At 67.8% G+C, this 25,409-nt stretch carries 27 protein-coding genes; 12 read left to right on the forward strand and 15 right to left on the reverse strand.

The genetic code is table 11. The features are described 5' to 3' along the window. Nucleotides 1-3: 3 nt before the first annotated feature. The 3 genes from ABLE38_RS08955 to ABLE38_RS08965 are packed head-to-tail and all read right to left on the reverse strand — an operon-like array spanning nucleotide 4 to nucleotide 2,512. On the reverse strand, nucleotides 4-771 hold the full coding sequence (locus ABLE38_RS08955) for a hypothetical protein (RefSeq protein WP_348973809.1): 768 nt from the start codon (nucleotides 769-771) through the stop codon (nucleotides 4-6). 14 nt (nucleotides 772-785) lie between these two features. Continuing rightward, entirely contained in the window at nucleotides 786-1,298 is a 513-nt protein-coding gene (locus ABLE38_RS08960) for a hypothetical protein (RefSeq protein WP_348973810.1), read from the reverse strand. Next, nucleotides 1,295-2,512 carry a UbiH/UbiF/VisC/COQ6 family ubiquinone biosynthesis hydroxylase gene (locus ABLE38_RS08965; protein WP_348973811.1) on the reverse strand — a complete coding sequence of 406 codons (1,218 nt, stop codon included), beginning with the start codon at nucleotides 2,510-2,512 and terminating at the stop codon, nucleotides 1,295-1,297. Before ABLE38_RS08965 ends, ABLE38_RS08960 begins: the two co-directional genes overlap by 4 nt. A gap of 154 nt (nucleotides 2,513-2,666) precedes the next feature. Here ABLE38_RS08965 and ABLE38_RS08970 point away from each other — a divergent pair, with 154 nt between their 5' ends. From ABLE38_RS08970 to ABLE38_RS08990, 5 genes are all read left to right on the forward strand, one after another. Further along, nucleotides 2,667-4,988, forward strand: a complete 2,322-nt coding sequence (locus tag ABLE38_RS08970; RefSeq protein ID WP_348973812.1) for a DNA translocase FtsK 4TM domain-containing protein — start codon at nucleotides 2,667-2,669, stop codon at nucleotides 4,986-4,988. 88 nt (nucleotides 4,989-5,076) lie between these two features. Then, nucleotides 5,077-5,703: an outer membrane lipoprotein carrier protein LolA gene (locus ABLE38_RS08975; RefSeq protein ID WP_348973813.1), complete on the forward strand. Its 627-nt coding sequence runs from the start codon at nucleotides 5,077-5,079 to the stop codon at nucleotides 5,701-5,703. Nucleotides 5,704-5,927: 224 nt separating this feature from the next. Then, the gene (locus ABLE38_RS08980) at nucleotides 5,928-6,710 is read left to right on the forward strand and encodes an exodeoxyribonuclease III (RefSeq protein WP_348973814.1); all 783 of its coding nucleotides are present in this window, start codon (nucleotides 5,928-5,930) and stop codon (nucleotides 6,708-6,710) included. A 32-nt stretch (nucleotides 6,711-6,742) separates the two neighbouring features. Beyond that, the gene (gene ribA, locus ABLE38_RS08985) at nucleotides 6,743-7,750 is read left to right on the forward strand and encodes a GTP cyclohydrolase II (protein WP_348974471.1); all 1,008 of its coding nucleotides are present in this window, start codon (nucleotides 6,743-6,745) and stop codon (nucleotides 7,748-7,750) included. 89 nt (nucleotides 7,751-7,839) lie between these two features. After that, complete coding sequence (locus ABLE38_RS08990; RefSeq protein WP_348973815.1) at nucleotides 7,840-8,187, forward strand: hypothetical protein; 348 nt, start codon at nucleotides 7,840-7,842, stop codon at nucleotides 8,185-8,187. Between the two features lie 136 nt (nucleotides 8,188-8,323). On the opposite strand, the gene ABLE38_RS08995 is transcribed toward ABLE38_RS08990, so the two are convergent. Both ABLE38_RS08995 and ABLE38_RS09000 read right to left on the reverse strand, forming a co-directional pair. Beyond that, nucleotides 8,324-8,989 (reverse strand): HAD family phosphatase, encoded by a 666-nt coding sequence (locus ABLE38_RS08995; protein ID WP_348973816.1) that lies wholly within the window; start codon nucleotides 8,987-8,989, stop codon nucleotides 8,324-8,326. After that, on the reverse strand, nucleotides 8,986-9,654 hold the full coding sequence (locus ABLE38_RS09000; protein ID WP_348973817.1) for a YggS family pyridoxal phosphate-dependent enzyme: 669 nt from the start codon (nucleotides 9,652-9,654) through the stop codon (nucleotides 8,986-8,988). The genes ABLE38_RS08995 and ABLE38_RS09000 overlap by 4 nt, the downstream gene beginning before the upstream one ends. 58 nt (nucleotides 9,655-9,712) lie before the next feature. On the opposite strand from ABLE38_RS09000, the gene ABLE38_RS09005 reads away from it, so the two are divergent. Further along, nucleotides 9,713-10,204: a thiamine phosphate synthase gene (locus ABLE38_RS09005; protein WP_348973818.1), complete on the forward strand. Its 492-nt coding sequence runs from the start codon at nucleotides 9,713-9,715 to the stop codon at nucleotides 10,202-10,204. 42 nt (nucleotides 10,205-10,246) lie between these two features. Here ABLE38_RS09005 and ABLE38_RS09010 read toward each other — a convergent pair whose 3' ends face one another. Further along, nucleotides 10,247-10,972, reverse strand: a complete 726-nt coding sequence (locus tag ABLE38_RS09010) for a hypothetical protein (RefSeq protein WP_348973819.1) — start codon at nucleotides 10,970-10,972, stop codon at nucleotides 10,247-10,249. A 220-nt stretch (nucleotides 10,973-11,192) separates the two neighbouring features. Here ABLE38_RS09010 and ABLE38_RS09015 point away from each other — a divergent pair, with 220 nt between their 5' ends. From ABLE38_RS09015 to holA, 4 genes are all read left to right on the forward strand, one after another. Next, nucleotides 11,193-11,630, forward strand: a complete 438-nt coding sequence (locus tag ABLE38_RS09015; protein ID WP_348973820.1) for a DUF3576 domain-containing protein — start codon at nucleotides 11,193-11,195, stop codon at nucleotides 11,628-11,630. Between the two features lie 97 nt (nucleotides 11,631-11,727). Beyond that, nucleotides 11,728-14,223, forward strand: coding sequence for a leucine--tRNA ligase (leuS, locus tag ABLE38_RS09020; RefSeq protein WP_348973821.1), 2,496 nt, complete (start codon nucleotides 11,728-11,730; stop codon nucleotides 14,221-14,223). Beyond that, a complete protein-coding gene (gene lptE / locus ABLE38_RS09025) occupies nucleotides 14,220-14,729 on the forward strand; it encodes an LPS assembly lipoprotein LptE (RefSeq protein ID WP_348973822.1) in 510 nt (169 codons plus the stop codon). The genes leuS and lptE overlap by 4 nt, the downstream gene beginning before the upstream one ends. Beyond that, nucleotides 14,726-15,742, forward strand: a complete 1,017-nt coding sequence (gene holA, locus ABLE38_RS09030) for a DNA polymerase III subunit delta (RefSeq protein WP_348973823.1) — start codon at nucleotides 14,726-14,728, stop codon at nucleotides 15,740-15,742. Before lptE ends, holA begins: the two co-directional genes overlap by 4 nt. 4 nt (nucleotides 15,743-15,746) lie before the next feature. Here the strand turns inward: holA and ABLE38_RS09035 are convergent, their stop codons facing one another. From ABLE38_RS09035 to ABLE38_RS09060, 6 genes are read right to left on the reverse strand one after another with little or no spacing between them, the layout of a single operon-like run. Further along, nucleotides 15,747-16,631, reverse strand: coding sequence for a ParB/RepB/Spo0J family partition protein (locus ABLE38_RS09035; protein WP_348973824.1), 885 nt, complete (start codon nucleotides 16,629-16,631; stop codon nucleotides 15,747-15,749). Further along, on the reverse strand, nucleotides 16,628-17,410 hold the full coding sequence (locus tag ABLE38_RS09040) for a ParA family protein (protein WP_348973825.1): 783 nt from the start codon (nucleotides 17,408-17,410) through the stop codon (nucleotides 16,628-16,630). Before ABLE38_RS09040 ends, ABLE38_RS09035 begins: the two co-directional genes overlap by 4 nt. Further along, a complete protein-coding gene (gene rsmG, locus ABLE38_RS09045; protein ID WP_348973826.1) occupies nucleotides 17,407-18,030 on the reverse strand; it encodes a 16S rRNA (guanine(527)-N(7))-methyltransferase RsmG in 624 nt (207 codons plus the stop codon). The genes ABLE38_RS09040 and rsmG overlap by 4 nt, the downstream gene beginning before the upstream one ends. Beyond that, complete coding sequence (mnmG, locus tag ABLE38_RS09050; RefSeq protein ID WP_348973827.1) at nucleotides 18,027-19,859, reverse strand: tRNA uridine-5-carboxymethylaminomethyl(34) synthesis enzyme MnmG; 1,833 nt, start codon at nucleotides 19,857-19,859, stop codon at nucleotides 18,027-18,029. Before mnmG ends, rsmG begins: the two co-directional genes overlap by 4 nt. A 57-nt stretch (nucleotides 19,860-19,916) precedes the next feature. After that, a complete protein-coding gene (gene mnmE / locus ABLE38_RS09055; protein WP_348973828.1) occupies nucleotides 19,917-21,200 on the reverse strand; it encodes a tRNA uridine-5-carboxymethylaminomethyl(34) synthesis GTPase MnmE in 1,284 nt (427 codons plus the stop codon). Continuing rightward, nucleotides 21,200-21,433, reverse strand: coding sequence for a DUF6489 family protein (locus tag ABLE38_RS09060; protein WP_348973829.1), 234 nt, complete (start codon nucleotides 21,431-21,433; stop codon nucleotides 21,200-21,202). Before ABLE38_RS09060 ends, mnmE begins: the two co-directional genes overlap by 1 nt. A gap of 51 nt (nucleotides 21,434-21,484) precedes the next feature. Here ABLE38_RS09060 and ABLE38_RS09065 point away from each other — a divergent pair, with 51 nt between their 5' ends. Continuing rightward, nucleotides 21,485-21,961, forward strand: coding sequence for a methylated-DNA--[protein]-cysteine S-methyltransferase (locus ABLE38_RS09065; RefSeq protein ID WP_348973830.1), 477 nt, complete (start codon nucleotides 21,485-21,487; stop codon nucleotides 21,959-21,961). Beyond that, on the forward strand, nucleotides 21,958-22,671 hold the full coding sequence (locus tag ABLE38_RS09070; protein WP_348973831.1) for a dienelactone hydrolase family protein: 714 nt from the start codon (nucleotides 21,958-21,960) through the stop codon (nucleotides 22,669-22,671). The genes ABLE38_RS09065 and ABLE38_RS09070 overlap by 4 nt, the downstream gene beginning before the upstream one ends. Nucleotides 22,672-22,695: 24 nt before the next feature. Here the strand turns inward: ABLE38_RS09070 and ABLE38_RS09075 are convergent, their stop codons facing one another. The 3 genes from ABLE38_RS09075 to rho all read right to left on the reverse strand — a co-directional run bounded on the left by ABLE38_RS09075 (nucleotide 22,696) and on the right by rho (nucleotide 25,322). Beyond that, on the reverse strand, nucleotides 22,696-23,310 hold the full coding sequence (locus tag ABLE38_RS09075; RefSeq protein WP_348973832.1) for a TerC family protein: 615 nt from the start codon (nucleotides 23,308-23,310) through the stop codon (nucleotides 22,696-22,698). A 9-nt stretch (nucleotides 23,311-23,319) separates the two neighbouring features. After that, a complete protein-coding gene (locus ABLE38_RS09080; RefSeq protein WP_348973833.1) occupies nucleotides 23,320-23,946 on the reverse strand; it encodes a YjbE family putative metal transport protein in 627 nt (208 codons plus the stop codon). A gap of 119 nt (nucleotides 23,947-24,065) precedes the next feature. Then, nucleotides 24,066-25,322 (reverse strand): transcription termination factor Rho, encoded by a 1,257-nt coding sequence (rho, locus tag ABLE38_RS09085; RefSeq protein WP_116839525.1) that lies wholly within the window; start codon nucleotides 25,320-25,322, stop codon nucleotides 24,066-24,068. Nucleotides 25,323-25,409: the final 87 nt, after the last annotated feature.

The raw sequence follows: 25,409 nt of genomic DNA on the forward strand, positions 1-25,409 counted from the left end.
GCGTCAGGGCCTGGGCTCCGCTGCCTCCGATTCGCCCGCGATCTTCTTGGGCGTCATCAACTCGCGCACCTGGTCGAGCGACGCCGGTTCGGCGGGCAGGACGAAGCGGGCGGGCGGAATCGCGTCGTGCCGTACCGTCTGCAATTCCATCCCGGCAAAGGCGAGCGGAGCGCCCTGGGCGAGAACGGCGTCCATCGAGCTCCCCATCGCCGGGAAGCCGGCCGAGCCCATCATCTGCATGGAGGTGGCGAACTGGCGGCGCATCGCTTCGCCCAGCTTGGCAAGGTCCGGATCGGTGCTGATCACCGCCACCGGCAGGACCTTGGTGCTAGCCTTCGCGTCCGCGCCGTAAAACGCCTTGCCGGTGCGGCCGTTGATCGTCGCCGTCCCGCGCGCGACCAGCTTGGGGCCTTGCATCGCGTCTTCCGGCGGCTTGGAGAAATCGGCCATGTGCGCGGCCATGAACTCCTTCATCACCGCCGCAGCGTCGCGCATGCGGATCACCCTGACTTTCCCGTCGGGTCCGGGCTGGAGCATGTAGTTCTCGCCGTCGCGGACGATGCCGCCGAACTGGTCGAGGTCCATGCCCGCCGGAGCCTTGGCCTTCAGCTGCTCGAGCATCTTGCCGCCCATGGTAACGCGCATCTCGCCGGTCGTGGCGATTTCGACCGTCATCGTCATCATCCCGCCCTGGGCGGAGTAGGTGGCGATGGTGTCGGCCCATGCCGGCGTAGCGAGGAAGAGTGCGAGCAGGGTTGGCAACAGACGCATGGCATTTCCCCCGTTCAACCGGCGACGCGGTACCCCTCGTCCGGCCGCACCCAGATCAGATCCATCGTATCCTGGATCGCCACGCCGTCCAGCGTCACCTGCGCGACGAGATGATCGCCGCTCGCCGAATAGCGCGTGCAGATCTCGTGGTCGAACAGTGTCGCCATGTTCTGGAGAAGCGACGCGCGCAGCGACTCTGCCTTGTCTGGCGCGAGCGGCTGGCCCGCCGCCAGGAACACCGCCTTTTCCAGCGACACACGCGTGATCGCGCCGCAGATCGCGCCGTCGCGGATCTCGACCGGCGTGACGGTGCGCATCGTGATCGCGTTCTGGGCCGAGATCAGCACTTCCGCATCGTTGAGGAACCCGCCCTTGGCGTCGATCCGGTAACCGGCGAGCGACTGGCAGATGTGCCGCGCGCGATCGGGCCTGTGGCATTGCAGCTCGCCGCGTGCCGCGGGCGCGATCGGATCCGGAAAGTCCGGAGGTGGGGCGAAGCTCAGCAGGAACGCGAGCACGAGGCTCACGCCGTCATCCCCTGGAGCAGCTTGGGCACGTCACCGCTTTCGCCGCGCGCCTCGGCCATGAACCAGTCCTTGAGCGGTGGCAGCCTGTCGACGGAGGAGAGGCCGAAGCGGCGGACGGCGCTTGCGGTCTTGCCGGGGATGCCGAACAGCCGGGTCAGCCCGTCGGTGGCGGCAGCGACCATGAAGGTGTCGAGCCCGCGCCAGCGCTGGTAGCGGGCGAGCAGCTGGGGATCGCCCATGTCGAGGCCGAGCCTTTTGCCGTCGACCAGCACCTCGACCAGAGTCGCCACGTCGCGAAAGCCGACATTGACGCCCTGGCCGGCGATCGGGTGGATGCCGTGCGCCGCGTCGCCGACCAGCGCCAGCCGGTCGCTGGTGATCCAGGCGGCGTGGTGGAAGCCGAGCGGATGGCTGAAGCGTGCCGTCAAGGGCCCGAGCGTGCCCAGGAAGCCGCCCATCCGCTTCTCGGCCTCGGCCAGATAGCCCCGCTCGGAAAGCTTCATCATCCCGGCGGCATCGCGGGCGTTGACCGTCCAGACCACGGCCGAGCGATGACCGTTCTCGTCATCGAGCAGAGGCAGAATCGCGAAGGGGCCTTCGGGATAGAAGATCTCGAACGCGATGTTTTCGTGGGAACGTTCATGGCCGAGCGTGGCGACCATGGCGGCATGATCGTAGCTCCAGCGCGCGGTGTTGAGTCCGGCGGCCTCGCGCGTCGGCGAGTTGCGGCCCTCGGCGCCGACCAGCAGCTGGGCGGCGACGCGGGTGCCGTCGGAGAGATCGGCGGTGACGCCGAACTCGCCGCGCTCCACGTGAAGCGCCCGGGTCTGCATGCGCACGTCCGCAAGCGGCGCGGCGACCGCGGCTTCGTAGAGCGCGGTGCGCAGGATGCGGTTCTCGAACATGTGGCCGAGCGCGCCCTCGCCTTCGCCCGGGGCGAAATCGAGCTTGCCGGGTTCGAGCCCGTCGGAGACGCGGATACCCTGGATCGGGCAGCCCTTGCCGGCGAGCCGCGGGGCGACGCCGATCGCCTCGAACATCCGCATCGGCGCGCTGGCGATCGCCGAGGCGCGGCCGTCATGCTTCGCCGCGAGGATCGTCGCCGGATCGGCGGGATCGACCACGATCGAGGAAATGCCATGCGCATCGAGCGCGGTGGCCAGCGCCGAGCCGACCAGCCCGCCGCCGAGGATGAGGACATCTGCGCGATCCATAGCCGTGCCGTAGCGCCTCGCTTCCTTCCCGTCATCCCCGCCGATGCGCTGGCAGATGCGGCGGCCAATGCGCCGGAACGTGGCGGGAACGCTTGACGGCGGAGTCCCGGCAGGCGATTAACCGGTTGCACCCCTGAAAATCTGGAGGCTGGGCATGGCGTCCCGGGCACAAACGCCGCTTTGGCGCGAAACGATGAAGGCCGGCGCGCGCCGCAGCGGCGCCGTGATCGGCGGAGCAGCCCTGTTCCTGGGCGTGCTCGCGCTCGGCGTTGCGCTGGGCAGCTATCATCCCAACGATCCGTCGATGAACACCGCCGCGGCAGGCCCGGCGCGCAACTGGATGGGCGAGCCCGGCGCGTGGATCGCCGATGCGCTCTATGCGCTGCTCGGCCCCGGCGTGTGGCTGTTCCTGCCGATCGGGCTGATCGTCGCCTTCCGCCTGCTCAAGGACCGGCCGGTGGGCAATTGGGGAACGATGTTCCGCGGCGTCGGCGTCGGCGTGATCTTCGTCGCCACCGCGCTCGCCTTCTTTTCCACCGATGCGGTGCTGTCGCTTGCCGGCGGTTGGGGCGGCGTAGTCGGCCTGAGCATCGCCGGGCTGTTCAACTGGGCGATCGGCTTTGCCGGCGATCCCACCGTGAGTTGGTGGGCAGCGCGCGGGCTCGGGCTGGTCTGCGGGTTGATCGGGCTGTTCATCTGGTGGCGCAGCCTCGATTTCTCGCTGCCCGAGCGGGTGAGCCTGCCGAGCATCCCGAGCCTGAAGGGCTCGGCCCGGCCGGCGCTGCTCGGCGGACCGGAGCCGCGCGAGCGCGAGCTGCCCGAGCCGAAGATCCGCGAGGGCCTGGCGCCGCGCAAGACCGTGGTGCCCGACAATCGCCCCGGCCCGGTGATCGCCGACCGCAACGTCACGCCTGCGCCGGTGCGCACCAAGCCGCCGACCCAGACCAGTCTCGACTTCAAGGACAGCTACCAGCTGCCGAGCATCGACCTGCTCAAGCCGCCGCCGGTCAACAAGAATGCGGGAATCGACAAGGCGGCGCTGGAGCGCAACGCCCGGCTGCTCGAGAGCGTGCTCGACGATTTCAACGTGAAGGGCCAGATCGTCGAGGTTCGGCCGGGCCCGGTCGTGACGATGTACGAGCTCGAGCCCGCTGCCGGCATCAAGGCGAGCCGGGTGATCCAGCTCGCCGACGACGTGGCGCGCAACATGTCCGCCACCTCGGCGCGCATCGCGACGATCCCCGGGCGCAGCGTGATCGGCATCGAGCTGCCCAATGCGGTGCGCGAGCCGGTCAACCTGCACGAGCTGATAGCCAGCCAGACCTTCGAGGACCAGGGCGCGACGCTGCCGCTGGTGCTCGGCAAGAATATCGGCGGCGATCCCGTCATCGCCGACCTGGCGCCGATGCCGCACCTGCTTGTCGCCGGCACCACCGGCTCGGGCAAGTCGGTCGGCCTCAACTCGATGATCCTGTCGCTGCTCTACCGGCTGACGCCCGAGCAGTGCCGGATGATCATGATCGATCCCAAGATGCTCGAACTGAGCATGTACAAGGACATTCCGCATCTGCTCGCCGATGTGGTGACCGAGCCGGCCAAGGCGGTGCGCGCGCTCAAATGGGCGGTGGAGCAGATGGAGGACCGCTACCGGATGATGGCGCACGCCAATGTCCGCAGCCTCGCTTCGTTCAACGACAAGGTGCGCCAGGCCAAGGCCAAGGGGCAGAAGCTCGGGCGCAAGGTGCAGGTCGGCTATGATCCCGACAGTGGCAAACCGATCTACGAGGAGGAAGCGCTCGACCTGCAGCCGCTGCCGCAGATCGTGGTGATCGTCGACGAGCTCGCCGACCTGATGATGACCGCGGGCAAGGAAGTCGAGTTCCTGATCCAGCGGCTCGCGCAGAAGGCGCGCGCGGCGGGCATCCACCTGATCATGGCGACGCAGCGCCCCTCCGTCGACGTCATTACCGGCGTGATCAAGGCGAACCTGCCGACCCGCCTCTCCTTCTACGTCGCCAGCAAGATCGATTCGCGCACCATCCTGGGCGAGCAGGGTGCCGAGCAGCTGCTCGGCAAGGGCGACATGCTCTACATGCCCGGCGGCAAGCAGCTCGTCCGCGTCCACGGCCCTTTTGTCAGCGACGACGAAGTGCAGGCGGTGGCCGATCACTGGCGCTCGCAGGGCACGCCCGAATATATCTCGGCGGTCACCGAGGAGCCCGAGGATGGCGGGTTCAGCCTCGACGGCGCGCCCGAGGGCGACGACAGCCCCGAGGACCAGCTCTATCGCCGCGCGATCCAGCTGGTGGCGGAGAGCCAGAAGGCATCGACCTCGTGGCTGCAACGCCAGCTGCGCGTCGGCTACAACTCGGCGGCGCGGCTCGTGGAACGCATGGAGAAAGATGAACTCGTCTCGCGCCCTGACCATGTCGGCCGCCGGGAAGTGCTGATGGATACCGACGGCCGACAGCTCTAGACGGGATCGAAATTCAAGCCTGGCGGGTTCAGGAGGCATTCAAGCCCGCCCCGCCAGGGCATCAGCCGCAATTTCGGAGATATGACACGTGTTTGCACGGCCTCTCGCCCTCAGCCTCGTCCTGGCCGCCCCGGCGCTGGCCTCGGCCGCCCCCGCGCCGGCCCCAGTAGCTGCTGGCGAGCTTGCCCAGGTGCAGCAGCACCTCCAGGGCGTCAGCGCGATGACCGCCGGTTTCGCACAGACCGACCGCAACGGCCGCACGCTCACCGGCACGATGACGCTGAAGCGCCCCGGCAAGATCCGCTTCCAGTATCAGAAGGGCGTGCCCCAGCTGATCGTCGCGGACGGCAGCAGCCTCTATTTCATCGATTACCAGGTGCGCCAGGTCGATCGCTGGCCGATCGGCAACTCGCCGCTGGCGGTGCTGCTCAACCCGAAGAAGGACATCACCAAATACGCCAAGCTGGTGCCGACGGGCAGCGACCAGCTCGTCTCGGTCGAGGTGCATGACAGCAACCATCCCGAATATGGCAGGATCACGCTGATCTTCCAGAAGAACGCGAGCGCCCCAGCCGGCCTGATGCTCCAGGGTTGGGTCGCGCTGGATTCGCAGAATAACCGCACCACGATCCGTCTGTCGAATCAGCAGTTCAACGCCAATATCAGCGATGGGGCGTTCCGTTGGAACGACCCGCGGAAGCAGGGCCCGCGCTGAAGCTGAACACCGTTCATGCTGGCGACAGGTAGCCCCGCCTAGAACCGGTCTTGCGGATGTGGGGCGTACCCGGGATTTTCCCCCTGTTACCCGGGGTTTCCACTTCCCGCCTGCGTGACGAACGCTAGGTCGGCCCTCGTTCCATTGCCCCCGGGACGAGGGCCTTTCCATGTCCGGCGGACTTGGACTGGTGCACGGGCGAAACACTCCCTAAATCCGGCGCGATGAAGATCGCCTCCTGGAACATCAACTCCGTCCGCTTCCGCATCGAGATCGTCGAGCAGTTCCTGCGCGAGGAAGCGCCCGATGTGCTCTGCCTGCAGGAAACCAAGGTGATCGACGGGGACTTCCCCGAAGGCGCCTTCCGCGCGCTGGGCTATGACCATGTCATCAAGCACGGCCAGCGCATGCACCACGGCGTGGCGATCATCAGCCGCATCCCCGTGGTCGAGGATGACCGATTCGACTGGCAGGCCAATGGCGAGGCGCGCCATGTCGGCGTGCGGCTGCCGAACGGCGTGCGGCTCGAGAATGTCTATGTGCCCGCGGGCGGCGACATCCCCAATCGCGAGCTCAACCCCAAGTTCGGCCAGAAGCTCGATTTCCTCGAGCGGATGATCGCCTGGTCCGAGAAGCTCGATGTGCCGTCGATCCTGACCGGCGACTTCAACGTCGCGCCGCTGGAGAGCGACGTGTGGAGCCACAAGCAGCTGCTCGACGTGGTCAGCCACACGCCGATCGAAGTCGAGACGCTGGGGCGGCTGCAGGCAGCGAACGACTGGGTCGATCTCGGCCGCCACTTCGTCCCCGCGCCGGCGCGCTATTACAGCTGGTGGAGCTACCGGGCGAAGGACTGGGCTGCGTCGGACCGCGGGCGCCGGCTCGATCACATGTGGGCAAGCCGCGACGTCGCCGAGAAGGCGACGAGCCACAAGGTCTGCGAACCGTGTCGCTCCTGGCTCAAGCCCTCCGATCACGTGCCGATCGTCACCGAGTTCGCCTTTTGAGCGCGCATGCCGCCGCCCGCGCCGTCGATGCGATGCGCCGCGGCTGGCCGATCGCGATCGGCGACCTCGCACTGCTCGCGGTCGAGACCGCCGATGCGCCGCGGCTGGCGGCGTTCGACGAAGGCGGCAAGGCCGACCTGCTGCTTTCCGCCGGCCGCGCGGCGACGCTCAAGCTCGCCAACCAGCGCGATGCCGCGACGCCGGACGGGCCGGTGCTGGTCGAGCGCGCGCCCTGGCTCGATTTCGATACCGCGACGGCGCTGGCCGATCCGCAATTCGATCTCGCCACGCCGCTCAAGGGCCCCTTCCGCGCGATCCCGCTGGTCGAGCCCGAACTTTCCGCCGCTGCGCTGCGCCTGGCGCGCGTCGCGGGGCTGCTGCCGGCCTTCTTCGTCCGCAAGTCGGCCGGCGAAGAGACGATCACTCCCGCCGATATCGACGCGCATGAGGATGCCGATCGCCTGCGCATCGTCGCCCGCGCGCGGTTGCCGGTGCTCGATGCCGAGGACAGCGAGATCGTCGCCTTCCGCACCGACGAGATGCCCGGCGAGCATGTCGCGCTGCTGATCGGCGAGCCGAACGGCAAGCCGCCGCTGGTGCGGCTGCACAGCGAATGCCTGACCGGCGACGTGCTGGGCAGCCTGAAGTGCGATTGCGGACCGCAGCTCCAGGCAGCGATCCGCGAGATCCGCGCGAGCGGCTGGGGCATCCTGCTCTATCTGCGCCAGGAAGGGCGCGGGATCGGGCTGATCAACAAGCTGCGCGCCTATGCGCTGCAGGACCAGGGCTTCGATACGGTCGATGCCAATACCAGGCTCGGCTTCGCGGTGGACGCGCGCAACTTCGCCACCGCCGCCAAGATGCTGTCGCTGCTCGGCCAGCACCGCATCCGCCTGCTGACCAACAATCCAGACAAGGTGGCGGCGCTGGAAGCCGCTGGGATCGGGGTCGCCGAGCGCGTGCCCCATTTCCTCCCGCCCAACCCGCACAACGAACGCTATCTCGCGACCAAGCGCGACCGCACGGGGCACCAGTTCTGAGATATTTCCTCGACACCGAGTTCAACGGGTTCGGCGGGCCGCTGATCTCGCTGGCCCTGGCGCCCGAGGATGGGGGCACGCCCTTCTACATGGCCCTGCCCTGCCCGGCACCGACGCCCTGGGTGGCCGAGCATATCCTGCCCGCGCTGGACGTGGGGCCGGTCAGCCGCGAGACGATGGGGCACGCCTTCGCCGCCTATCTGGGCGACGATCCCGATCCGCTGCTGGTCGCCGACTGGCCCGAGGACATCGCGCATGCCGCGACCCTGCTGATCGCCGCGCCGGGGCATCGCTATCCGATCGACCGCATCCGCTTCGAGCTGTGCGATGCCTTCGGTTTCGACAGCGCGGCGCTCAGCCAGCGGCCGCACAACGCGCTTTCTGACGCCATGGCGTTACGGGAGTACCTCCTCGCCCGAGAGGCGCGCGGCTTCTAGCCTCGTTTCCGTCATCCCGGCCTTGTGCCGGGATCCACCGGGAGGCTGGGTGGTGGACAAGAGGCTAGAGGCCAGCAGGCGCGGCACCGTGGACCCCGGAACAAGTCCGGGGTGACGATGGTGGTTGTGGCAGGCCTCAGCCGAGAACCAGCCGTGCCACTTCGTCGAAGTCATGCGCGATAAGCTTCACGCCGAGCGCCCGCAGCCGCTCGGCATGGTCGGGCGCGCAGTGCGAGCCGGCGCACAGGCCGATCACGTCCGCGCCGGAGGCGACCGCGCCGGTGACGCCCACCGGCGAATCCTCGAGAATCACGCAGCGCTCGATCGGCACACCCAGCGCCGCGGCGGCGTGGAGATAGAGATCGGGTGCCGGCTTGCCGCGCTTCACATGCTCGCGGCCGCTATAGATATGGTCGCCAAACGCCGCGCGGATGCCAAGATGCTCGAGATGGCGGCTGATCCATTGGGTCGTGCTCGACGAGGCGATCGCCCGCGGCAGGTCGGCGGGCAGCCCCTCGACGAAGCGGATCGCGCCGGCGACGGCGGGCAGTCCTTCCTCGAGCACCCGCGCATCCTCTTCGGCGCGCACGGCGTGGAAATCGTCCGGCATCGCCCGGCCGATCCATTTCTCGACCGCGCCGAGAAAATCGGCGCCGGCAAGGCCCATGAAGTTCGCCATCGAATCCTCAGGGGAAGTCGGATGGCCGATGCTGGTCAGGTACGCCGCGATCTGGCGGTTGCCGGCCGCTTCGCTCTCGAGCAGCACGCCGTCGAAATCGAACAGGATCGCTTCATACTTCATGCGCGGGCTCCGAACAGCGCCGTGCCGACGCGGACATGGGTGGCGCCGATCGTCACGGCGGTCTCGAAATCGCTCGACATGCCCATCGACAGCCCGGCCAGGCCATGGTCGCGGGCGATCTTGGCGAGCAGCGCGAAATAAGGGGCGGGCTCAAGCTCGAGCGGGGGCACGCACATCAGCCCGGCGACCGGCAGGTCGGCGGCACGCGCCTCGGCGAGCAGGGCGGGCAGCTCGGCGACAGGGCAGCCGCCCTTCTGCGCCTCGTCGCCGATATTGACCTGGAGGAAGCAGGTGGGGCGCTTGCCGGCCTTGTCCATCGCCTTGGCGAGTGCGCCGACCAGCGAGGGGCGGTCGACCGAATGGATCGCGTCGAACAGCGCGACGGCCTCCTCGGCCTTGTTCGACTGGAGCTGGCCGACCAGGTGAAGCGCGATGTCCGGAGTCGTCTCGCGCAACTTCGGCCATTTGGCTTCGGCTTCCTGCACGCGATTCTCGCCGAACACGCGCTGGCCGGCGTCGATCAGCGGCTGGATGGCATCGGCGTCATGCATCTTCGAGATGGCGAGCAGCGTGACTTCATTGGCTTTGCGCCCGGCGATCTTCGCGGCGTGCGCGATTCGGGCGCGCACATCGGCAAGGCGCTGGCTGGCTTCGTCTATCGGCATGGTCCGCGCTATAGGCAGGGCGATGCGCTGCCGCCACCCCCTCCCGCGCCTTTGGCTGATGACCGACGAACGCATGGGCGAGGCGCTGTGGCCGGCGCTGGAGCGGCTACCGCGGGGATCGGGCGTCGTGTTCCGGCACTATGCCTTGCCGCTCGCCGAGCGCCGGGCGCTGTTCGCCAGGATACGGCAAGTGGCGCGGCGCAGGGGCCTGGTGCTGGTCCGCGCCGGTGCCCGGCCGATGCGCGGCGAATCGGGCGTGCATGGCGGTCGCGGGCGCGGGATCCGCACGGCACCGGCGCATGATAGGCGCGCGGCGATCGCGGCATTGCGGGCGGGCGCACAGGCGCTTTTCGTCTCGCCGGTCTTCACCACCCGCTCGCACCCGGGCGGCCGGGCTTTGGGCCGGGCCCGGTTCGGGCTACTGATACGCGGGCTCGACGTGCCGGTGATCGCGCTGGGCGGGATGGACGCACGCAAGGCGGCCAGCCTCAAGCGCTTCGGGATTCACGGCTGGGCGGCGATCGATGCGTGGACGAACGGTGGAAGCTAATTGCCCGAGATCCCGACTTTCGTCGGGATAACGCGTTCCGCGTCAGAAGCGGAAGGCGGTGCCCACATAGACCGCCTGGCTGTCGCGGCGGCTCTCGTCGAGCTTGGGCAGGCGATCTTCCTCGCTGCGATAGCGCACGCCGGCGGTGACATCGAGGTTGCGGGTCAGCGAATAGCTGCCGCCGACATCGATCGAATAGCTGGGCTTGTCGCCAATCAGGATCGGCGTGTTGGCGAGCGGGCGATCGGCGGTCGCGCTGAGGCGGCCGCTGAGGCGCTTGCCGGTATAGCTGACGCCGATATCGGCGCGGTCGCGACTGCCCGGCTGATCGACCAGCTCGACATGCGTCACGTCGCCCGAGACGGCCAGACGCTTCCAGCCGACCGAGACGCCGAGATTGTACGAGATCGGCGCGAGGTTGACCGGCGCCGCGGCGGCGACTTCGCGCGTCACGTCGCGGCTGCGCACGGCGCGGCTCGAGCTGGCGCGCACCGCGACGGTGACGCCGCGGGGATTGCCGCGTGCCTCGGCCGGCGTGAACCGGAAGGCACCCTCGGGCAGGCCCGAACGGGCGAGCACGGCGGCAAGCTTCGGATCGGCCGCTGCGGGGGTGAAGATACCGATGCCGGCGCGGGCCGATGCTTCGCGCTTGGCCGGGGCGACGCGCTCGTTACGGCTCGTCTGCGCCTGAATCGCAGGCGCGAGCAGGAGACCGGCAGCGCAGAGCGCCCCCAGTGCAATTCCTGTCCTGACCTGTACGACTCGCATCAGCATGTTTCCCTAGATAGGTTCGCCTACCATGATTCAGAAGCATGGTTCCACCGGTGGCACAAATTTCGTGCCGGTGTTGCACAAGACCCACATAATTCGCTTGAAACGCCTTTAACCACGCCCGTTTCAACGCGCGACTCGGGTCAAGGCTTCCGCCTTGCTCCCGCCACATGCGCCACTATAGATGCTTGCGACTTTTGCCTGGTAGGAATTGACGATGAACCGCCTGTTGCGCACCGCGATCCTGGGGTCGCTTGCTCTCTCGATCACCGCGTGCGGCGGTCATAACAAGCGCCCCGAGGCCGATCTCGCCGCCTCGAAGGTGACGACGATCGGCGTGAACTCCTATCTGTGGCGCGCCAGCCTCGACACGCTGAGCTTCATGCCGCTGCTGCAGACGGATTCGAACGGCGGCGTGATCGTGACCGACTGGTATGTGAACCCGAACGTCCAGACCGAGCGGATGAAGGTGACCGTGACGATCCTCGACCAGGATCTGCGCGCCGATGCGCTCCGCGTCGCCGCGCTGCGCGAAGTAAACCGCAGCGGCGCCTGGGTCGCCGCCCCGGTCCAGGCCGCGACGGTGCAGAAGCTCGAGGACATCATCCTCACCCGCGCCCGTGACCTCCGCCGCGCCGCGGTCGCCACCAACTGATTCATAGTGGCGGTACCTGCCTGCTCTCCCGCCCGGCGAAGCAGGCCGGCGCCGCCGCAAGAGAGCAGCAGGAACTGATTTGTCTCGCTTCAACCCGTTGAAGGCAGACGCCGCGTGGCAGAAGGTGTGGGAAGAAAACCGCACCTTCGCCGCGCGCGACGATTCGCCCAAGCCCAAGTCCTATGTCCTCGAGATGTTCCCCTATCCGTCGGGGCGCATCCATATGGGGCATGTCCGCAACTACACGATGGGCGACGTGCTAGCGCGCTTCCGGCGGATGAAGGGCATGGAAGTGCTCCACCCGATGGGCTGGGACGCGTTCGGCATGCCGGCCGAGAATGCCGCGATGGAGAAGAAGGTCCATCCCGGCAGCTGGACCCGCGCCAATATCGCGACGATGAAGGCGCAGCTGAAGCGGCTGGGCTTCGCGCTCGACTGGACCCGCGAAGTCGCCACCTGCGAGCCGGACTATTACGGCCATGAACAGGCGATCTTCCTCGATTTCTTCGAGAATGGCTTGGTCTATCGCAAGGAATCGGCGGTCAACTGGGATCCGGTAGACATGACCGTGCTCGCCAACGAGCAGGTGATCGACGGACGTGGCTGGCGCTCGGGCGCGCTGGTCGAGCGGCGCAAGCTCAGCCAGTGGTTCCTCAAGATCACCGACTTCGCCGAGGACCTGCTGACCGGCGTCCAGGGGCTCGAACATTGGCCGGACAAGGTCAAGCTGATGCAGGAGAACTGGATCGGCAAGTCCGAGGGGCTGCAGTTTCACTGGACGCTTTCGGACGGCGAACGTCTCGAAGTGTACACGACCAGGCCTGACACGATCTTCGGCGCGAGCTTCATCGCGGTGGCGGCCGATCATCCGATCGCGCAGAAACTGGCCGCTTCGAACCCGGAAGTTGGCGCGTTCATCGAGCTGTGCAAGCAGGGCGGCACCACCGCGGCCGAGCTGGAGACGCAGGAGAAGCTGGGCTTCGATACCGGCCTAACCGCGACGCATCCCTTTGATAATGCTTGGCAAGTTCCGGTCTACATCGCCAATTTCGTGCTGATGGACTATGGCACCGGCGCGGTGTTCGGCGTGCCGGCGCACGACCAGCGCGACTTCGAGTTCGCCAGCAAATATGCGCTGCCGATCCGCCGCGTCGTCTCCGAAGGCGACAAGACCGATCCCGCATTCCACGATGCCGAGGCCTATACCGGCCCCGGCACGCTGGTGAACTCGCACTTCCTCGACGGGATGGACGTGACCGATGCCAAGCGCGCGGTGATCGCCCGCGCCGAGGAAGGCGGCTGGGGCAAGGGCCAGACGGTGTGGCGCCTGCGCGACTGGGGCGTCAGCCGCCAGCGCTATTGGGGCACGCCGATCCCGATCATCCATTGCGAGGCCTGCGGCGTGGTCCCCGCCCCGCGCGAATCGCTGCCGATCGTGCTGCCCGAGGACGTCAGCTTCGACATCCCCGGCAACCCGCTCGACCGGCATCCGACCTGGAAGCATGTCGACTGCCCGAAATGCGGCACGCCTGCCCGGCGCGAGACCGACACGCTCGACACTTTCGTCGATTCCTCCTGGTATTTCATCCGCTTCGCCAGCCAGCCTAGGGACAAGCCGTTCGACAAGGCGGTGGCCGAGCAATGGCTGCCGGTCGGCCAGTATATCGGCGGGGTCGAGCATGCGATCCTCCACCTGCTCTATGCGCGCTTCTTCACCCGCGCGCTCCAGCACATCGGCAAGCTCGACGTGGCCGAGCCCTTTGCCGGGCTGTTCACCCAGGGCATGGTGACGCACGAGACCTACAAGAGCCTCGACGGCCGCTGGCTCTCGCCGCAGGAGATTCGCAAGGACAGCGCCGGCGCGGTGGAGCTCGCCTCAGGCGACCCGATCGAGATCGGCCGCATCGAGAAGATGTCCAAGTCGAAGAAGAACACCGTCGACCCCGAGCCGATCGTCGATCAGTATGGCGCCGACGCGGTACGCTGGTTCATGCTCTCCGACAGCCCACCCGAGCGCGACCTCGAGTGGAGCGAGAACGGCATCGAAGGCGCCTGGCGCTTCGTCAACCGGCTGTGGCGGCTGTTCCATAGCGTCACGGAAGACGAAGCTGGCGCCGGGGAAGACAAGGACCTCGACAAGCGCCTGCATCGCACGATCGCCGGCGTCGCCGAGGATGTCGAGGCGCTGACCTTCAACAAGTCCGTCGCCAAGCTCTACGAGCTGGTCGGCGCGATCGAGAAGGCCCAGCCCTCTGCCTCGCGCACCAACGCGATCCGCACCCTCGCCCGCATCGTCGCGCCGATGGTGCCGCATATCGCCGAGGAAGCCTGGGCCGGCATGGGCGGCGCCGGGCTGATCGCCGACGCCGAATGGCCCGAAGTGAACCCCGCGCTGCTCGTCGACGACGAAGTGACGATTGCCGTCCAGGTCAATGGCAAGCTGCGCGATACGCTGCTACTGCCCAAGGGTGCGGCCAAGGATTTGGTCGAGGCCGCGGCACTTGCCAGCGACAAGATCGTTCGAGCGCTCGAAGGCAACCAACCGAAGAAGGTGATCGTCGTGCCCGATCGTCTGGTGAACATCGTCGCATGAGGGCCGTAGCGCTCCTCGCCGCCGCGCTTGCGCTGTCCGGGACCCTCTCGGGCTGCGGCCTGCGCCCGCTCTATGGCGGCGGGCCGAACGGCGCGGTGCGCTCCACGCTCGCCGCGATCGAAGTCGCGCCGATCTCGGGCCAGTCGGGCTGGCTGGTCGCCAATGCGCTCAAGGACCGGCTCGACCATGGCGGCACCGCGCGCTTCCGGCTCGACGTGACGCTCGACGACCAGATCACCGGCCTCGGCGTGAAGCGCGACGATTCGGTGACGCGCGAGCGGCGCATCCTGCGCGCGCGCTATCAGCTGGTCGATCTTGCCAACGGCAATGTCGTGCTCGACGCCACCGCCGGCTCCGATGCCGGCATCGACGTGGTCGGCAGCGAATATGCCACGATCGCCGCCGAGCAGACCGCGCTCGAGCGGCTTTCGGGCATCGTCGCCGACCAGATCGTCGCGCGCGTCGCCCGCTACGCCCAGACCGCGCCGGGAGCGGGCAACCCGTGAAGGCCAATGCGACGCAGATCCGCGCCGCCATCGACAAGCTCAAGCCCGAGACGCGGCTCTATCTGTTCCACGGCCCCGACGAGGCCGGCGCCGCCGACTGGTCCGAGAAGCTCGGCCGGTCGCTGGGCCCCGATGTCGAGCGCATCGACCTCGACATGAAGGCACTGCGCGAACAGCCCGGCCGGCTCGCCGACGAGGCGGCGTCGCTCTCGCTGTTCGGCGGGGTGCGCTTCATCCGTGTGCTCGGCGTCGAGGAGGGCGCCGCCGAGGCGATCGGGCTGCTGCTCGGCGCCGAGCGCGCCGGCAATCCGGTGGTGGCGATCGGCCCGGGGCTGAAGGCGAGCGGCAAGCTGGTGAAATCGGTGATCGCCGCGCAGAACGCCCTCGCCCACGCCTGTTACGTGCCCGAGGGTGTCGATGCGACGCGGCTGGCGGCCAATATCGCCCGCGAGCAGGGCCTGCGCCTCACCGGCGACGTCGCCCAGCGCTTGGCAAGCGCCACTGCGGGCGACCGCGCGATCCTGGCGCGCGAGATCGAGAAGCTGGCGCTGTATCTCGACGCGGCGCCGGACCGGCCGCGCGACGCCGATGGCGCCGCCTTGGACGAAATCGGCGCGGACCTCGGCGATTCGGACCTCAGCGATGCGATCGGTGCGGTGGTCGATGGCCGGGTCGGCGAGCTCGGCACCGAGCTGGCGCGGCTGGGCGAAGGCATCGGCGTGCCGCTGATGCGCCAGCTTGCCCGCCGGCTGCAGAACATGGCCGAGATGCGAATCGACCTGGATCGCGGCAGCGATATCGACGAAGTACTTGAAAAACATCGCGTTTTCTTCCGCGAAAAAGCCGCGACCGGCCGCGCGCTGCGTCGCTGGAACGGCACACAGCTTGCCCGCGCGATCGACCGGGTGCGCGAGGCCGAGCGGGCGCTGATGCATTCGGGCAGCGCCGGCGAAGTGCTGGCCGAGGCGGAAGCCACCGCGATCGCGCGCCAGGCGGCGCGGGCGCGGGGCTAATCCGTCAGATCCGCTCGCCGCTCAGCCGCTGGCAGACCATGTCGAGCTGGTCGAGCGTCGAATAGGACAAGGTCAGCGTGCCGCCTTTGGCACTGTGCGCGATCTTCACGTTGAGGCCGAGCACGTCGCCGAGCTGGTGCTCGAGCGCCATGATGTCCGCATCGCGAATCTTGGGGTCGCTGCCCTTGCGCTTCGCGTTGGGCTTGGCGTGACGCGCCAGCTTCTCGGTCTCGCGCACGGACAGGCCCTTGCTCGCGACTTCGCGGGCAAGCTTCTCCGCCTCGGGCGCGCCGATCAGCGCGCGGGCGTGGCCCATGTCGATATCGCCGACCACGACCATCTGGCGTACGCCCTCGGGCAGGTCGAGCAGGCGCAGCAGATTGGCGATATGGCTGCGCGACTTGTGGACGAGCTTGCCGAGCGCTTCCTGGCTGTGGCCGAACTCGCGGATCAGCCGGGCATAGGCCTCGGCCTCTTCGATCGCGTTGAGATCCTGGCGCTGGATATTCTCGACCAGCGCGATTTCCATCGTCTCGGTATCGTCGAAGTCGCGGACGATGACCGGGACCTCGTGCAGCCGCGCGCGCTGCGCCGCGCGCCAGCGCCGCTCGCCGGCGACGATCTGGTAGTTGTGGCCGAACGGGCGGACGACGATCGGCTGGATCAACCCGCGCTGCTTGAGCGACTGGGCCAGCTCCTCGAGCGCATCCTCGTCGAAATGGCGGCGCGGCTGGTCCGGATGCGGCACCAGCGAGCTGACCGGCAGCATCCGCAGGCCCGACGCCATGTCGGGCGTGCCGGAGACCGGCGCCTCGGGAACATTGTCACCGAGCAGCGAGGAGAGCCCGCGGCCGAGACCTGGGCGAGGCTTGCGGGTTGCTTCGGTCATGCGGCTTTCTTGAGCTTGGGCAGGCGATCGATCACTTCGCGGGCGAGCGCGATATAGGCTTCCGATCCCGGGCAGCGATGATCGTAGATCAATGCCGGCAGGCCGTGGCTCGGCGCCTCGGAGAGGCGGACGTTGCGCGGGATCACCGTGTCGAACACCACCCGGCCGAGCACGGCCCGGACATCGTCCGAAACCTGATCGGTCAGGCGGTTGCGGCGATCATACATGGTCAGCACCACGCCGAGGATCGACAGGCCGGGATTGAAGCGGCTGCGGATACGCTCGACCGTGCTGAGCAGCTGGCTGAGGCCTTCGAGCGCGAAGAACTCGCACTGGAGCGGCACCAGCAGCGCATGCGCGGCGACCATTGCATTGATCGTCAGCAATCCCAGCGAGGGCGGGCAATCGATCAGGATCACGTCCCAGCGCTGCGCATTGTGCCGCGCGATCGCCGCGTCGAGCCGGTGGGTACGCGCCTCGAACTCGATCAGCTCGATCTCGGCGCCCGACAGGTCCTGCGTCGCCGGCACGATATCGAGACCGGGCACCTTGGTCGGCGAGGCTACGTCGACGAGGTCGACGTCGGTGACCAGCAGGTCATAGCTCGAATGCTCGCGCTCGGCGCGGCTGATGCCGAGCCCGGTCGAGGCATTGCCCTGCGGATCGAGGTCGATCAGCAGGACGCGCTGGCCGGTCGCAGCGAGCGCGGTGCCGACATTGATCGCCGTGGTGGTCTTCCCCACCCCGCCCTTCTGGTTGGCGATAGCGATGCAGATCATCTGGGGCGTACCTTTCGCGCGACCACGATTCCGGATTCCGGCGACGTGATGCTGGGTTCCACGTGAAACACACCCTGCCATTTCGCGCGCGCGTCTTCCACCTCCGAATGCGCGCTTTGGCCCTTCGGAAGCAACCAGATTGTGGACGAGTCCGCGCAATGGGCGGTGGACTTGAACAAATCGGGCAAGGCAGCGACCGCGCGGGCGGAGACGATGGCAGCCTTGTGCTTCGGCTTGTACGCCTCGACCTTGCAATGCTCGACCGTGGCGGTCGCGCCGATTCCGAGCTCGGCGATGGCAGCGCGGAGGAACTCGACCCTGCGGATGCGCGGCTCGATCATCACCACCGGCCGCTCGAGCAGCAGCGCGACGACCAGGCCAGGCATGCCCGCGCCGGTGCCGATATCGAGCCAGGCACCCTCGCCTGCTTCCTCCGCAAGTGGGATCAGCTGGGCCGAATCGACGAAATGGCGCGCCCATAGCGTCTCGAAGGACGCCGCCGAGATCAGGTTCTGCCGGCCCGATTCTGCGCGCAAAATCTCTCCGAAGCGCTGCAGCTGCGTTTCACGTGAAACATTGAAATGTGCACGGATCCATTCGCGTGCTTCATCCTCGGTCATGCGGCCTTCCGTTTCGCGTGGAGCAGGATCGCCGAAAGCGCCGCAGGGGTGATACCGCGGATGCGGGCGGCAGCGCCAATCGTCTCGGGGCGCGATGCCGTGAGCTTCTCGATCATCTCATTGGACAAGCCGGCGATGGCAGCAAAGTCCAAGGTCGCAGGCAGCTTGACGGCATCATTGCTGCGCAGCTGGGCAACCTCAGCCTCCTGGCGCTCTAGATAGGGCGCGTAACGGGCATCCTCGACATATTCGGCGAGCAATGCCGGATCCGCCTGCGGGTGCACGTCGAGATGGTCGAGCTCGACGCCGGGGAAGCGCAGCCACTCCTTCGCCGGGCGCTTGGCGCCATCCTGTGCGACCGGGGCGCCCCGCGCGCCAAGCGCCGACGCGGTGCGCAGGACGGCAAAGGCCTGGTCGAGCGCCGCTCTCCCCTGTTCGCGCGCGTGCAGCCAGGCGAGACGCTCGGTACTCAGGCAGCCCAGCGACGCGGCGATCGGGCCGAGGCGGGTCGCAGCATTGTCAGCACGCAGGCGGAGGCGGAACTCGGCGCGGGCGGTGAGCATGCGGTAGGGCTCGGTAACGCCCTGCAGCACCAGATCGTCTACCATGACGCCAAGATAGGAAGTCGCGCGGTCGAGGATCAGCGGTGCACTGTCGCAGGCGAAAGCTGCGGCGTTGAGCCCTGCGACAAGGCCCTGCCCCGCCGCTTCCTCATAGCCGGTGGTGCCGTTGATCTGGCCGGCACACCACAGCCCCGAAATCGCCGGCAAGCCCAGCGTTGCGTCGAGCGCGCGCGGGTCGATATGGTCATACTCGACGGCATAGCCGGGGGTGACGATCGCCGCCCGCTCGAGCCCCGGGATCGAGTTGACCATCGCTACCTGGATGTCGACCGGAAGCGAGGTCGACATGCCATTGGGATAGATAAGGTGCGTGTCGAGGCCCTCGGGTTCGAGGAAGATCTGATGGCCGTCACGGTCGCCGAACCGGTGGATCTTGTCCTCGATCGAGGGGCAGTAGCGCGGGCCCTGCGCATCGATCGCGCCGGTGAACAAGGGCGAGCGGTCCAGCCCGGAGCGGATCGCATCGTGCGTGGCGTGGGTAGTACGGGTGACGCCGCAATGGAGCTGCGGCAGCATGCGGTGCGGGGTGAGCGGCGACATCGTCCAGGGATCGCTGTCGGACGGTTGTTCCTCGATCCGCGCCCAGTCGATCGTGCGGCCATCGAGGCGCGGCGGCGTGCCGGTCTTGAGCCGTGCCATCGGCAGGTTCAGTTCGCGCAGCTGCTCGGCCAGGCGGATGGCAGAGCCCTCGCCCACCCGGCCGCCGGTCTCACGCTCCTCGCCGCGAAAGATGCGCCCGCCCAGGAAGGTGCCGGTGGCGAGCACTACGGCCCGGCAAGAGAGCAGCGTACCGTCGGCGAGGCGAATGCCGGCAACGGCACCGCCAGCCAGCTCCAGCGCTTCTGCCTCACCGGCGACAAGATGCAGGTTTGGCTGTTCGGCCAGCATCTGCTGGATCGCCGCCGCATAGCGCACCCGGTCGGCCTGGACGCGCGGCCCCTGCACTGCGGTGCCCTTGGAGCGGTTGAGCATGCGGTAGTGGATGCCAGCGGCATCGGTCGCGCGGCCCATCAGCCCGTCGAACGCATCGACTTCGCGGACGAGATGCCCCTTGCCGAGGCCCCCGATCGCAGGGTTGCACGACATCGCTCCCAGCTTCGTCAGGTCGAAGCTGAGCAGCGCCGTACGCGCGCCGCGGCGGGCCGACGCGGCGGCCGCTTCGGTGCCGGCGTGCCCGCCGCCGATGACGATGACATCGAAATCCATTGCCCGCGCGCTACAGAATGCAGCGCCGCGCGTCAAAACCGTTCCACGTGGAACAGCCTATTTGCCGATGCAGAAGCGCGAGAACAGCGCGTCGAGCATCGCCTCGACTCCGGCCCTCCCCGTAATCGCATCAAAGGCACGCATCGCCGAACGGAGATGCTCGGCGATCAGCAACAGATCGGTTTCCCGCCCGAGGGCCCGCAATGCTTCGGCCGCAGCCTGCGAAAGCGCGCGCTGGCGAGCGTTGAGCGCCATCTGGTCTGGCGCCGGAAGCAGTCCGGCAGCGAGCACCGCCATCGCTTCCCAAAGCGCTTCCAAGCCCCCGCCTGTGAGCGATGATAGCGATGTTCGACCCTCGATAGGCTCCCGCCCGGGCAGATCGGCACGCGGATTGAGCCACAGGAGACGATCATGCGCCGGCGGCGCCTCGTCGCCGAGCCACAGCAGGATATCCGCCTCGGCTTGCGCCGCCTGGGCGCGGGCGATGCCAATCGCCTCGATCGCGTCGCCGGGGGTCTCGGCAAGGCCCGCGGTATCGACCAGCAGCCACGCGATGCCGCCGCGCACCACCGGCGCCTCGATCCGGTCGCGCGTGGTGCCCGAGATCGGCGAGACAATCGCGGCGTCGCGCCCGGCCATCGCGTTGAGCAGCGAGGACTTGCCGGCATTGGGCGGCCCCGCCAGCACCACGCGGATGCCATCGCGCAGCCGCTCGACCGGCGGGCGGCTCGCTACCGCGTCGATGTCCGCAGCGAGCCCGGCAGCGCCAGACCGGATCGCCGGAAGCAGCCCGCCATCGGACACATCGTCCTCGTCGCTATGATCGAGCTCGGCCTCGACCCGCGCGGCGAGCCCCAGCAACCGATCGGTCCAGCCTTCCACCGCGCGGCGCACCGCACCCTCAGCCGACCGGATCGCCGACCGGCGTTGCGCCTCGGTCTCGGCCATCAGCAGGTCGCCCAGCCCTTCGGCCTCGCTCAGGTCGATTCGGCCATGGAGCAGCGCGCGCCGCGTGAACTCGCCCGGCTCCGCGGACCGGAGCCCGGGCCGGGCAGCGAGCGCCGCCTCGACCGCGCGCACCACCGCGCGGCCGCCATGAAGATGGAATTCGGCAAGGTCCTCCCCCGTCGCGCTGCGGGGTCCGGGAAAGCACAGCACGAGCGCGCGATCGAGCAATGCGCCATCGGCAGGATCGCTGAGCGCACGCACCGCGGCCCGGCGCGGCGCCGGCAGGTCGCCGGCAAAGTCGCGCACCACGGCGAACGCCTGCGGCCCGCTCACCCGCAGCACCGCGATCGCGGCGGGCGGTGCGCCGCTCGATACCGCGTAGATCGTGTCCATTACTTCGCGGTCTTGCTCCCGGCGTCGAACATCGCGCGCCACAGGCCCATGCCGGCGTCGCCCATCGGCGACCAGCTTTGCAGCATCTGTTGGAACGCCTCGGGACTCGCCTGCTTGTCGATCGCATCGACCATCATCGACACATAGCGCTCGTGCACGGGGGCAAGGTCGGGCAGGCCCATCGCGCGCCGTGCTTCTTCGGGCGTGCATTCCACCTCGACATTGATCTTCATACGAGCCGTCTCCGTTGCGCGCGCAGCACCACGGCTGCTAGTTCGAACGCCATGTATGCGCGCGACCATGCCGTAATCGCAACGCCCATCGGCCCGGTGCGGGTCGAGGGTGACGACGGCGTGCTGGTGTCGGTGCGGATCGGCGAGGGTTCGCCCGCGCCCGGCACTGCCGCTGCGGTCCGCGCGGCGATCGCGCAGCTTGAGGCGTGGTTCGCCGGCGCGCGCCAGGATTTCAATCTGCCGCTCGCGCCCCTGCCCACTCCACGTGGAACAACGCTGCGTCACGCGATGATGGCGATCCCCTTTGGCGAGACGCTGAGCTATGGCGCGCTTGCCCGGATCGCCGGATCGAGCGCGCGGGCGATCGGCCAGATCTGCGCGAACAACCCCCTCCCGATCGTCGTCCCCTGCCACCGCGTGCTCGCCGATGGCGGCAGGCTCGGCAATTATTCGGGCGGCGACGGACCCAAGACCAAATCCTGGCTGCTCGAGCACGAGCGCCGCCTCTCCGGAAGGACATTGCTATGAGCGACATGATCGAGATCCAGACCATCGACGGGAGCGGCAGCTTCCAGGCCTATGTTGCGAAGCCCGAGGGCACGCCGCGTGCCGCGGTCATCGTGATCCAGGAGATCTTCGGCGTGAACCCGGGCATCCGCCAGAAGTGCGACGACTGGGCGGCCAAGGGCTATCTCAGCCTCGCACCCGACCTGTTTTGGCGACTCGAGCCCGGCATCCAACTCGACGCCGATGTGCCCGAGCAGTTCCAGCAGGCGCTCGGGCTGATGGGCAAGTTCAATCAGGACGCCGGCATCCGCGACATCGAAGCGACGATCAAGGCGGCGCGCGCGCTGCTTGGCGACGCCGGCAAGGACGGGGGCAAGGTCGGCGTGGTCGGCTTCTGCCTGGGCGGCCGCCTGGCATTCATGACCGCGACGCGGACCGACAGCGATGCAAGTGTCGGCTATTACGGCGTGGGCATCGACAATCTGCTCGGCGAGAAGCACGGCATCGCCCGCCCGGTGCTGATGCACATTCCCCAGGCCGACCATTTCGTCAGCCCCGAGGCACAGGCCGCGATGCACGCCGGCCTCGACGACCACCCCAAGGTCACGCTGTTCGATTATGCCGGCGAGGACCATGGCTTCGCCGACACCTTCGGCAAGCGCCGCTCGGACGAGGCAGCCAAGCTGGCGGACCAGCGCACCGCCGACTTCTTCGCGGAGAACCTGCTCTAGAAACAGGGCCTTGCTGGCGATGCTTCAGACGAGCGTCGCCAGCCCGGTCTCCTGGTTGACCACGCCCTCATAGAGCATCCGCACCGCGACCCAGACGATCACGGCCAGCCCGCCGAAACCGATCCAGCGATAGCGGTCGATCACCTTGGCGATGAGGTTGGCGGCGAGGCCCATCACCGCCACCGAGAAGATCAGTCCGAAGACGAGGATCGCGGGATGCTCGCGCGCGGCACCGGCGACGCCAAGGACATTGTCGAGGCTCATGCTGACATCGGCCAGCGCCACCGACCAGGCGGCGGCCAGGAAGCGCTTGGGCGGCTTCTCGGCATGGGCATCGTGGTGCGCCTGCCCGCGCAACTCGCGCCACATCTTCCAGGCCACCCAGAGCAGCAGGATGCCGCCGGCGAAGAGCAGCCCGATCACCTGGAGCAGCTGCGTCGCGATCAGCGCGAAGGCGATGCGCATGACGAGCGCCGCGCCGATGCCGACCAGGATCACCTGGCGCTGCTGCCGTGCCGGCAAGCCCGCCGCCAGCGCGCCCACCACCACGGCATTGTCGCCGGCCAGCACCAGATCGATGACGACGACTTCGCCCAGCGCCTGCAACGCATCGGGAGTGAGGAAGCCGGCAAGATCCATGGCGATGCCTTATACGAGCAGGTGGAGGATGCCGATCTTGTTGTCGACGATCCCCTCATAGATCATCCGCCCGGCGACCCACAGGATCACGACCAGGCCGATATAGGTGATCCAGTGATGGCGCTGGATCAGCCGCGCGACGACATTCGCAGCCAAGCCCATCAGCAGCACCGAGAAGCTGAGGCCGAAGACGAGCAGCGCCGGGTTCTCGCGCGCGATCGAGGCGACGAGCAGCACATTGTCGAGGCTCATCGACAGGTCGGCGATCGTGATCTGGATCGCCGCGGCGAGGAAGGTCTTGGCGACCTTGGGCTTCTCGGCGGTTTCCTCGGCACCATGGCCGCGGATCTCGCGGTACATGTTGAACGCCACCCAGAGCAGCAGCAGTCCGCCGGCGAGGACCAGCCCGGTGATCTGGAGCAGCTGCACCGCGATCAGCGAGAAGCCGATCAGGAAGACCAAGGCCATGCCGACGCCGAGCAGCAGCACCTGCTTGCGCTGCTTGTCGGGCAGGCCCGAGGCGAGCGAGCCCATCACCACGACATTGTCGCCGGCCATGGTGAGGTCGCCCAGGATGATCTGGCCAAGGCTGGCGAGGCCGGTGGGCTTGAAGACGGCGCTGAAGTCGAAGTGCATGGGCTGGCCTTAATTACAAAAAAGGCGCGGGCAAAGCCCACGCCGTCGGCCGGGCTTTGCCCGCCGGCCGGATCGGAACGAGACCTGGGTTAGCGCCCGCTAACCCAGGCCGTTCTCGATCACTGGTTCATCGAATCGAAGAAGTCCTCGTTGGTCTTCGAGTCCTTCATCTTGTCGAGCAGGAACTCCATCGCGTCGACGGTGCCCATCTGCATCAGGATGCGGCGCAGCACCCACATCTTGGTAAGCTTGGCCTTGTCGACGAGCAGCTCTTCCTTGCGGGTGCCCGACTTGCCGACGTCCAGCGCCGGGAAGATGCGCTTGTCCGCCACCTTGCGGTCGAGGACGATTTCCGAGTTGCCGGTGCCCTTGAACTCTTCGAAGATGACTTCGTCCATGCGGCTGCCGGTGTCGATCAGCGCGGTGGCGATGATCGAGAGCGAGCCGCCCTCCTCGATATTGCGCGCGGCGCCGAAGAAGCGCTTCGGGCGCTGCAGCGCATTGGCGTCGACACCGCCGGTCAGCACCTTGCCCGACGAGGGCACCACGGTGTTGTAGGCGCGGCCGAGGCGCGTGATCGAGTCGAGCAGGATCACCACGTCCTTCTTGTGCTCGACCAGGCGCTTGGCCTTTTCGATCACCATTTCAGAGACTTGCACGTGGCGCTGCGCCGGCTCGTCGAAGGTCGAGGAGATCACCTCGCCCTTCACCGAGCGCTGCATGTCGGTGACTTCCTCCGGGCGCTCGTCGATGAGCAGCACGATCAGGAAGACCTCGGGATGGTTGTCGGTGATCGCCTTGGCGATGTTCTGCAGCATCACCGTCTTGCCGACGCGCGGCGGCGCCACGATCAGCGTGCGCTGGCCCTTGCCCTGCGGCGAGACGATGTCGATGACGCGCGCCGACTTGTCCTTCTGGGTCGGATCGAGCTGGTCGAGCGTCAGCTTGCTCTCGGGATAGAGCGGGGTGAGGTTGTCGAAATTGACCCGGTGGCGGACCGCGTCGGGATCGTCGAAATTGACCGAGACCAGGCGGGTCAGCGCGAAATAGCGCTCGCCGTCTTTGGGCCCGCGGATCTCGCCTTCCACCGTGTCGCCGGTGCGCAGGCCGAACTTGCGGACCTGGTTGGGCGAGACATAGATGTCGTCGGGGCCAGCGAGATAATTCGCCTCGGGGCTGCGCAGGAAGCCGAAGCCGTCGGGCAGCACTTCGATCGTGCCCTCGCCCATGATCTGGTCGCCATTCTCGGCCTGCGCCTTGAGGATCGCGAACAACAGGTCCTGCTTGCGCAGCGTCGACGCGCTCTCGACGCCCAGCTCCTCGGCCATCGAGACCAGCTCTGCGGGCGGGGTTTTCTTGAGTTCCTTGAGGTGCATTTGGAGTCCGGATGTTGATCTGGGGGGAGCGTCGGTTTGTCGGCGGTAAGGTCGCGCGCGAATAACGATGCTAGGAGGAATGTCCCG

The organism is Sphingomonas sp. KR3-1 (assembly GCF_040049295.1).
Taxonomy (GTDB): domain Bacteria; phylum Pseudomonadota; class Alphaproteobacteria; order Sphingomonadales; family Sphingomonadaceae; genus Sphingomonas.

Excerpts from the sequence above, each read along its gene's own strand:
- ABLE38_RS08955 (WP_348973809.1), bottom strand. The coding sequence starts at position 771 with ATGCGTCTGTTGCCAACCCTGCTCGCACTCTTCCTCGCTACGCCGGCA.
- ABLE38_RS09080 (WP_348973833.1), bottom strand. The coding sequence starts at position 23,946 with ATGCACTTCGACTTCAGCGCCGTCTTCAAGCCCACCGGCCTCGCCAGC.
- ABLE38_RS09075 (WP_348973832.1), bottom strand. The coding sequence starts at position 23,310 with ATGGATCTTGCCGGCTTCCTCACTCCCGATGCGTTGCAGGCGCTGGGC.
- mnmE (WP_348973828.1), bottom strand. The coding sequence starts at position 21,200 with ATGGACACGATCTACGCGGTATCGAGCGGCGCACCGCCCGCCGCGATC.
- mnmG (WP_348973827.1), bottom strand. The coding sequence starts at position 19,859 with ATGGATTTCGATGTCATCGTCATCGGCGGCGGGCACGCCGGCACCGAA.
- ABLE38_RS09015 (WP_348973820.1), top strand. The coding sequence starts at position 11,193 with ATGAACCGCCTGTTGCGCACCGCGATCCTGGGGTCGCTTGCTCTCTCG.
- ribA (WP_348974471.1), top strand. The coding sequence starts at position 6,743 with ATGCGCCGCGGCTGGCCGATCGCGATCGGCGACCTCGCACTGCTCGCG.
- lptE (WP_348973822.1), top strand. The coding sequence starts at position 14,220 with ATGAGGGCCGTAGCGCTCCTCGCCGCCGCGCTTGCGCTGTCCGGGACC.
- ABLE38_RS08990 (WP_348973815.1), top strand. The coding sequence starts at position 7,840 with ATGGCCCTGCCCTGCCCGGCACCGACGCCCTGGGTGGCCGAGCATATC.
- ABLE38_RS09005 (WP_348973818.1), top strand. The coding sequence starts at position 9,713 with ATGACCGACGAACGCATGGGCGAGGCGCTGTGGCCGGCGCTGGAGCGG.
- ABLE38_RS08965 (WP_348973811.1), bottom strand. The coding sequence starts at position 2,512 with ATGGATCGCGCAGATGTCCTCATCCTCGGCGGCGGGCTGGTCGGCTCG.
- ABLE38_RS08980 (WP_348973814.1), top strand. The coding sequence starts at position 5,928 with ATGAAGATCGCCTCCTGGAACATCAACTCCGTCCGCTTCCGCATCGAG.
- rho (WP_116839525.1), bottom strand. The coding sequence starts at position 25,322 with ATGCACCTCAAGGAACTCAAGAAAACCCCGCCCGCAGAGCTGGTCTCG.
- ABLE38_RS09070 (WP_348973831.1), top strand. The coding sequence starts at position 21,958 with ATGAGCGACATGATCGAGATCCAGACCATCGACGGGAGCGGCAGCTTC.
- ABLE38_RS08970 (WP_348973812.1), top strand. The coding sequence starts at position 2,667 with ATGGCGTCCCGGGCACAAACGCCGCTTTGGCGCGAAACGATGAAGGCC.
- ABLE38_RS09040 (WP_348973825.1), bottom strand. The coding sequence starts at position 17,410 with ATGATCTGCATCGCTATCGCCAACCAGAAGGGCGGGGTGGGGAAGACC.
- ABLE38_RS08995 (WP_348973816.1), bottom strand. The coding sequence starts at position 8,989 with ATGAAGTATGAAGCGATCCTGTTCGATTTCGACGGCGTGCTGCTCGAG.
- ABLE38_RS09060 (WP_348973829.1), bottom strand. The coding sequence starts at position 21,433 with ATGAAGATCAATGTCGAGGTGGAATGCACGCCCGAAGAAGCACGGCGC.
- ABLE38_RS09010 (WP_348973819.1), bottom strand. The coding sequence starts at position 10,972 with ATGCGAGTCGTACAGGTCAGGACAGGAATTGCACTGGGGGCGCTCTGC.
- ABLE38_RS09000 (WP_348973817.1), bottom strand. The coding sequence starts at position 9,654 with ATGCCGATAGACGAAGCCAGCCAGCGCCTTGCCGATGTGCGCGCCCGA.
- ABLE38_RS09065 (WP_348973830.1), top strand. The coding sequence starts at position 21,485 with ATGTATGCGCGCGACCATGCCGTAATCGCAACGCCCATCGGCCCGGTG.
- ABLE38_RS09035 (WP_348973824.1), bottom strand. The coding sequence starts at position 16,631 with ATGACCGAAGCAACCCGCAAGCCTCGCCCAGGTCTCGGCCGCGGGCTC.
- rsmG (WP_348973826.1), bottom strand. The coding sequence starts at position 18,030 with ATGACCGAGGATGAAGCACGCGAATGGATCCGTGCACATTTCAATGTT.